We start from the raw sequence: 12490 nt of genomic DNA, 5'->3' as shown, positions 1-12490 counted from the left end.
TCGGCGAAATCGACATGCCACTTACGGGAGGCTTGTAAACCCCTCTGCACCTTTTGTTGCCCTTCACCTCATTCGGATGGAGGAATGGTCTTTTGGGGGGAGGTCCATCGGGGTGAAGCGGGGGAAGGGGGCTCGGGTAGTCTGGGCCGGGTGAAAACCGAGAGTAAGGAACGGGCCCTCGGTTCGCGGGCGCCACACTTCATCCGGGCATCCCGGGCGCTCCATCTGAGTTGGCAGGTGGGGGTCTTCCTCGTCGGGCTCGCCGTCGTGTTCGCCGGGGTGCTGATGCTCGCGCTTCCCGGCCCCGGGTGGCTGGTGATCTTCTCCGGGCTGGCGATCTGGGCGACGGAGTTCGTCTGGGCCCAGCTCGTCCTGCGCTGGACGCGGCGCAAGGTGTCGGAGGCCGCCAAGCGCGCGCTCGACCCGAAGGTGCGCCGCCGCAACATGCTCGTCACGGCTCTGGGGGTGGCCGTCGCCGCGGCCCTGGTCGGCGTCTACCTGGCGCGGTACGGCCTGGAGATGCCCTGGAGGGTCGCGGGGTGAGGCGCGGCCGCCCGGCTTCCGTCGGGCGGGGCCGGGGTGGGGCACGGGCACCCACTGACATGCGGTAATGTTGTCGGCGCACCGGGGCGATTAGCTCAGCGGGAGAGCGCTTCGTTCACACCGAAGAGGTCACTGGTTCGATCCCAGTATCGCCCACCGAAGGTCGGGGCCCGGAAGGAACGTACGTTCCTTCCGGGCCCCGACCGTTCGTCCGCCCGTCCGTCCGCCGGTGTCCGCGGCCCGGTGGGGCCGCCGGTGTCGCGCCCTCGGTCTCCGTCGGTTCCGGTCGGTCGACATCGAATTCTGTCCGAACCGTTGACGCTTCCCCCACTCGTCCCTAGGTTAACCCGGCAAGCGCTTGCCTAAAACGTTTCAAGCAACCGGGACGGCGGGACGAACCCGCACGGGAGGGGCATGTCATGAGTTCTCGACGGAGCGGGGTCAAGGGGCTGCGGGCCATGGGGGCCGGCCTGGTCGCACTGGGCCTGCTCGCCTCCGGATGCGGTGGCGGGAGCGACAGCGGAGACGGCAAGGTGACGATCCGCTACTCCTGGTGGGGAGCGCAGGACCGGGCCGACCTGATCAACAAGACCATCGACCTGTTCGAGAAGGAACACCCGGACATCGAGGTCAAGACCGACTTCCAGGAGTACGGGGACTTCTGGACGAAGTTCAACACCCAGGCCGCCGGCGGCAACCCGCCGGACGTCTTCCAGAACTCCTACGCCTTCCTCCGCAAGTACGGCCAGAAGAACCTCCTGCTGGACCTCAACACCCAGGTGAAGGCCGGCAACCTCGACCTGGACGACTTCCGTCAGGGGCTGGGGAAGGCCGGGGAGATCGACGGCAAGCTCCTGGGCGTGCCGGTCGGCGCCAACACCTTCACCCTCGTCTACGACGTCAAGGCGTTCGAGGAGGCCGGGGTCACCCCGGAGCACGGCTGGACCTGGGACGACTTCGACGAGGCCGTCGAGAAGATCGGCGGCTCGAAGGACGACTTCTGGGGCGCCAGCAACAACGGCGGCGTGATGTACCTGTACGACCTGTACCTGCGCCAGCAGGGCAAGGCGTTCTTCACCGAGGACGGACTCGGCTTCACCGAGGCCGACCTGAAGAAGTGGTGGGGCGACTACCGGAAGAAGACCGAGGAGGGACTGCTGGTCCCGGCCAAGCAGGCCGAGCAGGTCAAGCCCAAGTCCGAGGTCAGCGCCGGTCTGTCGGCCGCCGAGTTCACCTGGGACAACTTCCTGGTGCGCTACACCTCCGAGACCGACCGGGAACTCGCTCTGGCGCCGATTCCGACCACGGACGGCGAGAGGACCGGGCAGTACCTCTCCTCGCTGATGCTCAGCGCCTCCGCCCGCACCGAGCACCCGGAGGAGGTCGCCCGGTTCATCGACTTCATGGTCAACGACCCCGAGGTCGGGAAGATCATGGGCTACAACCGCGGCGTGCTGCCCACCAACGCGCAGTTCGAGGCGTACGAGCCCCAGGGGCCCGACGCCATGATCGCCGAGTACGAGAAGAGCGTCACCGAGTACCTGGAGCCCATCACCCCGCACCCGGCCGGGACCGACACCGTCGAGGCCGCCTTCCTGAGCATCTACGGCTCGGTGGCCCAGGGCACCACCTCGGTCGACGACGCGGTCGCCCAGTTCTTCGACGAGGCCAAGACCGCCCTCGGCTCCTGACCCGGGAGAACGTTCCGTGATGCGTACCGAAACACCCGCTTCGGCCACGGCGGAGGAGGAGCGGGGCGCCGAGCAGGCCCGGCGCCCCGCCCCGCCCGCCACCCCGTCCACCGCCCCACCCCCCGGCACCGCCCGCCGGCGGGCTCGGCGGGAGACCCTGGCCGGCTACCTGTTCCTCTCCCCGTGGTGCGTCGGCATCCTGCTGCTGACGCTGGGGCCGATGCTCGTCTCGCTCTACCTGGCGTTCACCGACTACAACCTCTTCGACTCGCCCCGCTGGGTCGGTCTGGAGAACTTCTCCGAGATGTTCTCCGACGACCGCTGGTGGCAGTCGGTGCGGGTCACGGCGGTGTTCGTGCTGGTCGCCACGCCACTCAAGCTCGCCGTCGCGCTCGGCGTGGCGATGCTGCTGGCCCGCCCCCGCAAGGGGCAGGGCTTCTACCGCTCGGCGTTCTACGCCCCCTCGCTGATCGGGGCGAGCGTGAGCGTCGGCATCGTGTGGCGGGCCCTGTTCCAGGACGAGGCGATCGTGGACCGCTCCCTGAGCCTGTTCGGCTGGTCCGGCGGCGGGTGGATCGGCGATCCCGACTGGTCGATGCCCACCCTGGTCGCCCTGTCCGTCTGGCAGTTCGGCGCCCCGATGGTGATCTTCCTGGCCGGCCTCAAGCAGGTGCCGCGCGAGCTGTACGAGGCGGCCGAGGTGGACGGTGCCGGCGCCTGGCGACGGTTCCGCTCCATCACCCTGCCCATGATCTCCCCGGTGATCTTCTTCAACCTCCTGTTGGAGATCATCCACTCCTTCCAGATCTTCACCTCCGCGCTGGTGATCGCCGGTCCCGGCGGCGGGCGTGCCGGAGGCCCGGGGGACTCGCTGCTCGTCTACACCTGGTACCTGTACGAGCAGGGCTTCGCCAACCTGCGGATGGGCTACGCCTCCGCGATGGCGTGGATGCTGCTGGCCGGGATCGCCGTGGTGACCGCCGTGTTGTTCTGGTCCCAGCGTCGCTGGGTGCACTACGAGGAGGGGGGCCGATGAGCGCGTCCACCGGTACCGCCGTCCGCGGCGACCGCACCGCCCGGACCACCGCGGCCGGGCGCCGCAGGATCGGCTCGGTCCTGTGGCACCTGGGTGCCCTGGTCGTCCTGGCCGTGGTGCTCTATCCCGTGGTCTGGGTGATCGGCGGCTCCCTCAAGCCGGGGGACGAGATCGTGGGCAGCCTGGAGCTGCTGCCCACCGACCCGATCACCGACAACTACGAGCGACTCGCCGACGGTATAGCGGGCATCGGCATCGAGACCTTCTTCCTCAACTCGCTCCTCGTGGCGCTGGGGTCCGTGGTCGGGGTGCTGTTCTCCTGCTCGTTGGCCGCCTACGCCTTCGCCCGGATCCGCTTCGCCGGGCGGAACCTGCTGTTCACGCTGATGATCGGCACCCTGCTGCTGCCGGTGCACGTCCTGCTGGTGCCGCAGTACGTGTTGTTCCAGAAGATGGAGCTGGTCAACACCTACGTGCCGCTGCTGCTGGGCAAGTTCCTGGCGGTGGACGCCTTCTTCGTCTTCCTGATGGTGCAGTTCATGCGGAACCTGCCCAAGGAACTGGACGAGGCGGCCCGCCTCGACGGCTGCGGCCACTGGCGGATCTACTGGACGATCGTGCTGCCGCTGTGCCGACCGGCGTTGATCACCAGCGCCATCTTCAGCTTCATCTGGGCCTGGAACGACTTCCTCGGGCCGCTGATCTACCTCAACGAGCCCGAGAAGTACACCGTCTCGCTCGGTCTGAAGATGTTCATGGACCAGGACAGTCTCGCCGACTACGGAGGCATGGTCGCCATGTCGCTGGCCGCCCTGCTGCCGGTGCTGCTGTTCTTCCTCGCCTTCCAGCGCCACCTCGTCGAGGGCGCGGCCACCTCCGGACTGAAGGGATGAGGGCCGCCGTGGGCGCCGCGTCCACCGGGAGCGCCGGCGGCTCCACGCCGGGCGGGGACGTCGGATCCACCGCCGCCGGTACGGGGGCGGCGGTGGACCGGCGGTCCCTGGCGGACCGGTTCGCGCTCTTCGCCGAGTGTCTGTTGGTCGGTGTCTGGCTGCTGCTCGCCGCGCTGCCGCTGGTGACCGCGCTGCCCGCGTTCGCCGCCGCCTGCGGGCACCTGCGGCGCCACCTGGCGGCCGAGCGGGCCGGGTGGCGGGAGTTCGCCGCCGAGTGGGCGACGGCCGTGCGGACCGGTTGGCGGTTCTCGCTGCTGTGGTGGGCCGCTCTGGCGCTGCTCGCCTTCGACCTGCGGGTGGCCTCCTCCGGGGTGTTGCCCGGCGGCCCGGTGGCGGTCGCGGTCGGTGCCGTGGCGGCCGTCGCGGCACTGGCCGTGGTGGTCACCGGGCTGCGCACGGCGGCCCTCTGGCGCCCGGGTGCGGACTGGGCCCGTACCGGGCGCGCGGCGATCCGTCGGGCCTGGCGCGCCGACCCGGGCGGCTCGCTGCTGCTGGCCGGTGGGCCGGCCGTCACCGCCGTCGCCGCCTGGATGCTGCCCCCGCTGATCGCCCCGGCGCTCGGCTGCCTGGCGGCCTGCGCGGTCGCGGTCGAGCGGCGGCACGGCCACCCCTGACCGAACCTGATCGATCCCGCCTGGCTTCGATCGACTCCAAACGTCTCTGGCCGATCGGCCCGGTCCCACCCTGGACCGGGCCGCCGACCACCCCCCACCGAACCGGCGACCCGGTCCTCCGACCGGGCCGGTCGGAGCACCTCAATGTCATGAGCCTGACATAAGAATGGGAGCGTCCATGACCCCGATCCCCCGTCGGACCGTGCTCCAGGCGGCAACCGTCGCCGGAGCCGCCGCCCACTCCTCCTGGCTGCTGGGCGGTGCGTCCGCCCACGCGGCCCACCCCGCCGGAGCCACGGCGGGCCCGAAGACCGCCGACGGCCCGGTGCGCATCACCTGGCTGGAGGACGGTGGCCTCGGCGAGGCACCCGGCAACACCTTCGGAGTGCCCTGGCCCAAGGGCGGCGTCAAGGCCGGCACCGAGTTCTCCCTCACCACCGAGGACGGGGCCGCCGTCCCCGTCCAGACCTGGACCACCGCGTACTGGCCCGACGGCACCGTCAAGTGGACCGCGCACGCCGTCGGCCCCGAGGCCGGCGCCGCCGCCTCCTACCGCCTCACCCCCGGCGCCGCCCCGGCCGCCCCGGCCAAGGCCGTCACCGTCGGGCGCAAGGGCGGCTCCGTGGAGGTGGACACCGGCGTCATCACCGTCCGCATCGGCAAGGACGGCAAGTCGCTGGTGAAGTCCGTCCGCCGGGGCGGTGCCGAGATCGCCAAGGACGGCCGCCTCGTCCTCCTCCGCCAAGGCGAGATCGACGACGGGGACCAGGGCACGCAGAAGTGGGAACGCTTCGACGGCGACATCGAGAAGGTCACCGTCGAACAGGACGGCCCGGTGCGGGCGGTGGTCCGCATCGACGGCAGGCACCGCAGGGGGAAGCGCGGCTGGCTGCCGTTCGGCATCCGTCTGTACTTCCACGCGGGCGCCGAGTCCTTCCGGATGCTCCACACCATCACCTACGACGGGGACGAGCACAAGGACTTCGTCCGCGGCCTCGGCGTGCGCTTCACCGTCCCCCTGCGCGACGAGCACCACGACCGACACATCCGCCTCGGCGGTGAGGGCCGGGGCATGCTCTCGGAGGCCGTCAGGGGCATCACCGGCCTGCGCCGCGACCCCGGCGCCGAGGTGCGCGCCAAGCAGGTCAAGGGGGAGAAGCTGCCCGACCCCGCCACCTGGGACCAGCGCGTCACCAGCCGGCTCCACCTCATCCCCACCTGGGGCGACTACACCCTCGGCCAGCTCTCCGCCGACGGCTTCACCGTCCGCAAGCGCACCAAGCCCGGCCACGGCTGGATCCCCGCGGGTGGCGGACGCCGGGCCTCGGGCTTCGGCTACGTCGGCGGCGTCAGCGGCGGACTCTCCTTCGGACTGCGCGACTTCTGGCGCAGGCACCCCACCCAGCTCGACGTCCGCGGCGCCGCCGGCGACGAGGCCGAGGTCACCCTCTGGCTCTGGTCGCCCGAGGCCCAGCCGATGGACCTGCGCTTCTACCACGACGGCATGGGGCAGGACACCCACGCCGAACAACTCGAGGGCCTCAACATCACCTACGAGGACTACGAGCCGGGCTTCGGCACCCCCTACGGCATCGCCCGCACCAGCGAGCTGATGTTCTGGGCCAACGCCGCCACCCCCGACGCCGAGACCCTCGCCCGCCAGGCCGAGGCCGTCCAGACCCCGCCCCAGCTCGTCGCGCCCCCCGAACACCTCACCGCCACCCAGGTCTTCGGCGGCCTGTTCGCCCCCGTCGACCGCTCCACGCCCGCCAAGGCGAAGCTGGAGGACCACCTGGACTTCCTCTTCACCTACTACCGGGACCAGGTGGAGCAGCGCCGCTGGTACGGCTTCTGGGACTACGGCGACATCATGCACACCTACGACCCGGACCGGCACCAGTGGCGGTACGACGTCGGCGGCTACGCCTGGGACAACTCCGAGCTCTCCCCGGACCTGTGGCTGTGGTACGCCTACCTGCGCTCCGGCCGCGCCGACATCTTCCGCTTCGCCGAGGCCATGACCCGTCACACCGGCGAGGTCGACGTGTACCACATCGGCGAGTGGGCCGGACTCGGCACCCGCCACGGGGTCCAGCACTACGCCGACAGCGCCAAGCAACAGCGCATCTCCACCGCCGTCTACCGGCGCCCGTACTACTTCCTCACCGCCGACGAGCGCTGTGGCGACCTCATGCACGCCCTCGTCGACTCCGACAAGACCTTCCTCGCCCTCGACCCGCTGCGCAAGATCCGCACCGAGCCCTACGAACCCGATCCCAGGGCACTGGCCATCGGGCTGGGCACCGACTGGAGCGGCCTGGCGGCCGCCTGGCTCACCGAGTGGGAACGCCGCGGCCCCAAGGCGGAGGAGGCGGAGAAGAAGCTCAAGGCCACCATGCGCACCATCGCGCGGATGCCCAACGGCTTCTGCACCGGCGAGGGTCTCTACGACATCGAGACCGGGGAGTTCGCCGAGGCGGAGCGGAAGGTCTCGATGAGCCATCTGAGCGCGATGTTCGGCCAGGTGGAGATCTGCGCCGAGCTGATCCACATCACCGACGTGGAGGGCTTCGAGGAGGCCTGGCTCCAGTACTGCCGCCTCTACGGCGCCACACGGGAGGAGCAGCAGGCCGAACTGGGCGGGTACGCCACCAACCTCATCCTCCAGCAGGGGCACTCCCGCCTCACCGCCTACGCGGCCGCACGGCTGAAGGACGAGCGGGACAGGTACGCCACCCGCGCCTGGCGGGAGTTCTTCACCAAGGACCGGTGGGGCTACTCCGAGTCCTCCCCCTGGAAGACGGAGAGGATCACCGGTCCCATGGCGTTGGTCGAGGGCAGCGGGGCCTCCTGGGTGGACACCAACACCACCGCCCTGTACGGCCTGGCCGCCATCCAGAACCTCGCCCTGATCGGGGACCGCGTCCCCGAATGATCCCGACCCGCCCCGCCGTCGAGCACCGGGGAGGAGTGGCGGAGAGCCGCCCGGGGCAGGAGGCGGGGCGGAACGTTCGCCCCCGCGCGGAGCGTGACGTGCGGGGGCGAGGGGACGGACACGGGCGGTGGTGCCCGGCGGCGGCCGGGCGCCACCGCGTCCGGTGGGGAGGAGGACGACCGTGGGGGTGAACCACTACCGCTTCCGCAGCGTCTGGGAGGTGGCCGCGCCACCGGAGGAGGTGTACGAGGTCCTGGAGCGGGCCGAGGAGTACCCGGTGTGGTGGCCGCAGGTGCGCGAGGTCGTCCGTCGGGACGACCGGCCCGCCGGGGCGGGCGGCTGGTCCGGCACCGCCCGCGTCCGCTCCCTGCTGCCGTACGAGGTGAGGCTCGCCGTCCGGCTGACGCACCGGGACCCCGCCGCCGGACGCCTGGGGATCGAGATGGACGGGGACCTCCGAGGCCGGGCGAGCTGGCGCCTGGTGTCGCCCGGCGGGGCCTGGGGCGGCACCCGGGCCCTCTTCGAGCAGGAGGTGGAGGCGCGCAGGCCCCTCCTGCGGCTGTTGGCCCCGCCCTGCCGTCCCCTGCTCACCGCCAACCACGCCCTGATGATGCGCGCCGGGCGGCGGGGGCTGTGCCGGAGGCTGGGGGAGCGGCCGGGGCCGTGAGGGGGACGACCGGGGCGGCGCCACCGGGAGGGCCGCCACCGGAGGGGCGGGGCAAGGAGTTTGGATGAATCCCCGGCCGCCCTGTATTGTTCTCGTCGTGCCGCGGGGCACCACGAGGGGCGATTAGCTCAGCGGGAGAGCGCTTCGTTCACACCGAAGAGGTCACTGGTTCGAACCCAGTATCGCCCACCGCCCGACGAGGCCGGTTCCATCCGAGGGAACCGGCCTCGGGTCTTTTCCGGGGGCGGCCGCGCGCCCGCGCGCCGCCCGCCCGTCCGGCCGGGCCGGGACCTTTGGGCGCCTCAGACCGCGGCCGACGCCCGGGGCCGCAGCGGCCACGCGGGATCGACCTCCTCCTGCGATCCGTTGCGCGCGAACCACGCCTGGAGCCCCCGTGCCTGCGCGGCGTGCCAGACCTCCTGCAGGGGGTACAGCTCGGCGGGCGACAGCGACGCCAACCGCCGCGCGAAACGCCGGCCCATCCCCCGCACGACCTCCAGTGCGGCCGTGGCGTCGGCGGCGGCGTCGTGGGCGTCGGCCAGCTCCGCGTCGTAGTGGGAGCACAGGTCGGCCAGGGTGCGGCGGCCCTTGCGGTAGCGGTCCAGGTGTTTGTCCAGCACCCGGGGGTCGAGCACGCGCAGCGACGCGGGGTCCACGGCGTCGGTCAACGAGGAGCCCCGGTGCCGCCGCAGCTCCCGGTCCAGCAGCGTCAGGTCGAACGGCGCGTTCATCACCACCAACGGTCGCCCGGCCGCCACCTGCTCCCGCAGGGCCCGGACGAGCTCTTCGAGCACCTCCGCCGGCGGTCGGCCGTGCTCGCGCAGGTGCTCCCCGGTCAGCCCGTGCACCCGTGCCGCCCGCTCCGGGACGGGCACGCCGGGATCGACCAGCCAGTGCGTGGCGCGGACGGGGGAACCCGGCGCCTCCTGCACGACGAGCGCGGCCGAGACGATCCGGTCCCGCTCGGTGTCCACCCCCGTGGTCTCGGTGTCGAAGGCGGCGAGCGGCCCCTCGTACCACACCGTCATGTCCGCGTTCCCCTCCGTGTCGCTCCGTGTCGCTCCGTGTCGTTTCCGGCGTTCCGGCGGCCGTCGGCGGCCGGGCCCGCCGACGGGGTTGATACCTCGCCCGGTGCGCGGTCAACCGTTCCGGGAGCCCGAGCACGGGACGCACGGGCTCGGCCGCGCGTCCCGACCGAGCGGGCGCGGGCGACGCGCCTTTGGAGCGCGGGAGGTCGGTGGGCCGAGCGGCCCGCGGCCCCGATGGTCCCGGAGGATCCACAACCGTTTCGCGGCGGGGGGCCCCGGCTCGGTACGATTCACGGTGCGCGGCGACCGTCCGCGCCTCGAGGCACAACCCGAGCACAAGGCAGTCAGGAGAGACCGGTGGCGGACGTCCGTGTGATCATCCAACGCGATTCCGAGCGGGAAGAGCGCGTGGTGACCACGGGCACCACGGCCGCCGCCCTCTTCGAGGGCGAGCGCTCCGTCATCGCCGCGCGCGTCGGCGGGCGGCTGAGGGACCTGGCCCACGAACTCGCCGACGGCGACGAGGTCGAGCCGGTGGAGATCTCCAGCCCCGACGGCCTGGACATCCTGCGGCACTCCACCGCGCACGTGATGGCCCAGGCCGTGCAGGACCTCTTCCCGGAGGCCAAGCTCGGCATCGGTCCGCCCATCAAGGACGGCTTCTACTACGACTTCGACGTTCCCGAGCCGTTCACCCCGGACGACCTCAAGCGCATCGAGAAGCGGATGCAGGAGATCGTCAAGCGCGGCCAGCGCTTCTCCCGCCGGGTGACCGACGACGACGAGGCCCGCGAGGAACTGGCCGACGAGCCGTACAAGCTGGAGTTGATCGGGCTCAAGGGCAACGCCGCCGAGGCCGCCGAGGGGGCGGCGGCGGAGGTCGGCGCGGGCGAGCTGACCATCTACGACAACCTGGACGCCAAGACGGGCGAGCTGTGCTGGAAGGACCTGTGCCGCGGCCCGCACCTGCCCACCACCCGTGCCGTCCCGGCGTTCAAGCTGATGCGGTCGGCCGCCGCGTACTGGCGGGGCAGCGAGAAGAACCCGCAGCTCCAGCGGATCTACGGGACCGCCTGGCCGTCGAAGGACGAGCTGAAGGCGTACCTGGAGTTCCTGGCCGAGGCGGAGAAGCGCGACCACCGCAAGCTCGGCGCCGAGCTGGATCTGTTCTCCATCCCGGAGGAGCTGGGGTCGGGCCTGGCGGTCTTCCACCCCAAGGGCGGCATCGTCCGCCGGGTGATGGAGGACTACTCCCGCAAGCGGCACGAGCAGGCGGGCTACGAGTTCGTCAACACCCCGCACATCACCAAGGAGGGGCTCTTCGAGACGTCCGGGCATCTGCCGAACTACGCCGAGTCGATGTTCCCGCCCCTGGAGTTCGAGGGGCAGAACTACCGCCTCAAGGCGATGAACTGCCCGATGCACAACCTTGTCTTCAAGGCGCGCGGGCGGTCCTACCGGGAGCTGCCGATGCGGCTGTTCGAGTTCGGCACGGTCTACCGCTACGAGAAGTCGGGTGTGGTGCACGGCCTGACCCGGGCGCGCGGCTTCACCCAGGACGACTCGCACATCTACTGCACCAAGGAGCAGATGCCCGGCGAGCTGGACAACCTGCTCACCTTCGTGCTGGACCTCCTGCGGGACTACGGCCTGAGCGACTTCTACCTGGAGCTGTCCACCCGCGACGACTCCGAGAAGTTCATCGGCGAGCCCGAGGAGTGGGAGGAGGCCACCGAGGCGCTCCGGCAGGCCGCCGGCAAGCAGGGCCTGGAGCTGGTGATGGACCCGGGTGGCGCCGCCTACTACGGGCCCAAGATCTCGGTCCAGGCCCGCGACGCCATCGGCCGGACCTGGCAGATGTCCACGATCCAGGTGGATTTCCAGCAGCCCAAGCGGTTCGAGCTGGAGTACACCGCGGCCGACGGCTCCCGGCAGCGGCCGGTGATGATCCACCGGGCGCTGTTCGGCTCCATCGAGCGGTTCTTCGCCGTGCTGCTGGAGCACTACGCGGGTGCCTTCCCCGCGTGGCTGGCCCCGGTCCAGGCCGTCGGCATCCCCATCGGCGACACCCACGTGCCGTACCTGGAGGAGTTCGCGGCCAAGGCCAAGGCGGTCGGACTGCGGGTGGAGGTGGACTCCTCCTCCGACCGGATGCAGAAGAAGATCAGGAACGCACAGAAGAGCAAGGTGCCGTTCATGGTCATCGCCGGTGACGACGACATGGCGGCCGGGGCGGTGAGCTTCCGCTACCGCGACGGCTCGCAGAAGAACGGCGTGCCGGTCGACGAGGCGATCGCGGAGCTGGCCAGGGCCGTCGAGGAGCGCGTCCAGAGCTGACGCCCCTCCGTCACGGAGGCGACGCGCCGCCGACGGGGGAAGTTCTATGCTGGCCCGCATGAGCAGCGAGCCGGAGCAGCAGATCGGAGTGGGGACGCCGGACGCCTTCCAGCGCCTGTGGACCCCCCACCGGATGGCCTACATCCAGGGCGAGAACAAGCCGAGCGGCCCGGGAGCCGGCGACGGCTGCCCGTTCTGCGCCATCCCGGCCAAGTCCGACGAGGACGGACTCGTCCTGGCCCGTGGCGAGCACGTCTACGCGGTGCTCAACCTCTACCCGTACAACGGCGGCCACCTGATGGTCGTGCCCTTCCGGCACGTGGCCGACTACACCGACCTCACCCACGAGGAGACGGTGGAACTGGCCGACCACACCAAGCGGGCCATGGCGGCGCTGCGCGCCGCCTCGGGGGCGCAGGGATTCAACATCGGCATGAACCAGGGCGCGGTCGCGGGTGCCGGGATCGCCGCCCACCTGCACCAGCACATCGTGCCGCGCTGGGGTGGGGACACCAACTTCATGCCGGTGGTGGGCCACACCAAGGTGCTGCCGCAGCTGCTGGCCGACACCCGGCGGATGATCGCCGAGGCCTGGCCCGCGTCCTGACGCGGCGCCCGGGTCCGGAGCCACCGCTCCCGGCCCCGTGGGCGCCCGACGCCCCGCCCGTGTGCGACGGGCGGGCGTG

General features: G+C 71.3%; 10 protein-coding genes and 2 tRNA genes. 11 read left to right on the top strand and 1 reads right to left on the bottom strand.

Features of this window, described 5'->3' with window-relative positions:
* Nucleotides 1-84 precede the first annotated feature (84 nt).
* The 9 genes from F0L17_RS03580 (at nt 85) to F0L17_RS03540 (ending at nt 8628) form a co-directional block, all read left to right on the top strand.
* Nucleotides 85-543, top strand: a complete 459-nt coding sequence (locus tag F0L17_RS03580; protein ID WP_155069928.1) for a TIGR02611 family protein — start codon at nt 85-87, stop codon at nt 541-543.
* An 84-nt stretch (nt 544-627) separates the two neighbouring features.
* Nucleotides 628-699 (top strand) — tRNA-Val (locus tag F0L17_RS03575).
* 263 nt (nt 700-962) lie between these two features.
* Nucleotides 963-2234, top strand: a complete 1272-nt coding sequence (locus tag F0L17_RS03570) for an ABC transporter substrate-binding protein (RefSeq protein ID WP_155069927.1) — start codon at nt 963-965, stop codon at nt 2232-2234.
* Nucleotides 2235-2253: 19 nt separating this feature from the next.
* Nucleotides 2254-3270 (top strand): carbohydrate ABC transporter permease, encoded by a 1017-nt coding sequence (locus F0L17_RS03565; RefSeq protein WP_155069926.1) that lies wholly within the window; start codon nt 2254-2256, stop codon nt 3268-3270.
* The gene (locus F0L17_RS03560; RefSeq protein ID WP_155069925.1) at nt 3267-4163 is read left to right on the top strand and encodes a carbohydrate ABC transporter permease; all 897 of its coding nucleotides are present in this window, start codon (nt 3267-3269) and stop codon (nt 4161-4163) included. Before F0L17_RS03565 ends, F0L17_RS03560 begins: the two co-directional genes overlap by 4 nt.
* 8 nt (nt 4164-4171) lie before the next feature.
* Complete coding sequence (locus tag F0L17_RS03555; RefSeq protein ID WP_420802373.1) at nt 4172-4837, top strand: hypothetical protein; 666 nt, start codon at nt 4172-4174, stop codon at nt 4835-4837.
* Between the two features lie 178 nt (nt 4838-5015).
* The gene (locus tag F0L17_RS03550) at nt 5016-7772 is read left to right on the top strand and encodes an exo-rhamnogalacturonan lyase family protein (RefSeq protein WP_155069924.1); all 2757 of its coding nucleotides are present in this window, start codon (nt 5016-5018) and stop codon (nt 7770-7772) included.
* Nucleotides 7773-7953: 181 nt separating this feature from the next.
* Nucleotides 7954-8439, top strand: coding sequence for an SRPBCC family protein (locus tag F0L17_RS03545; RefSeq protein ID WP_162465742.1), 486 nt, complete (start codon nt 7954-7956; stop codon nt 8437-8439).
* 117 nt (nt 8440-8556) lie between these two features.
* Nucleotides 8557-8628 (top strand) — tRNA-Val (locus F0L17_RS03540).
* 113 nt (nt 8629-8741) lie between these two features.
* Here F0L17_RS03540 and F0L17_RS03535 read toward each other — a convergent pair.
* On the bottom strand, nt 8742-9467 hold the full coding sequence (locus F0L17_RS03535; RefSeq protein ID WP_155069923.1) for an exonuclease domain-containing protein: 726 nt from the start codon (nt 9465-9467) through the stop codon (nt 8742-8744).
* A gap of 357 nt (nt 9468-9824) precedes the next feature.
* Between F0L17_RS03535 and thrS the strand changes: the two genes are divergently transcribed.
* Both thrS and F0L17_RS03525 read left to right on the top strand, forming a co-directional pair.
* Complete coding sequence (gene thrS, locus F0L17_RS03530; RefSeq protein WP_162465741.1) at nt 9825-11804, top strand: threonine--tRNA ligase; 1980 nt, start codon at nt 9825-9827, stop codon at nt 11802-11804.
* 46 nt (nt 11805-11850) lie between these two features.
* Nucleotides 11851-12411: an HIT family protein gene (locus F0L17_RS03525; RefSeq protein ID WP_155069921.1), complete on the top strand. Its 561-nt coding sequence runs from the start codon at nt 11851-11853 to the stop codon at nt 12409-12411.
* Nucleotides 12412-12490: the final 79 nt, after the last annotated feature.

The sequence above is a fragment of the Streptomyces taklimakanensis genome, from assembly GCF_009709575.1.
In the GTDB taxonomy this organism is placed as follows: Bacteria; Actinomycetota; Actinomycetes; order Streptomycetales; family Streptomycetaceae; genus Streptomyces; species Streptomyces taklimakanensis.
The sequence above is the reverse complement of the archived record's forward strand: the minus strand, read 5'-3'. Positions and strand labels throughout refer to the sequence as shown.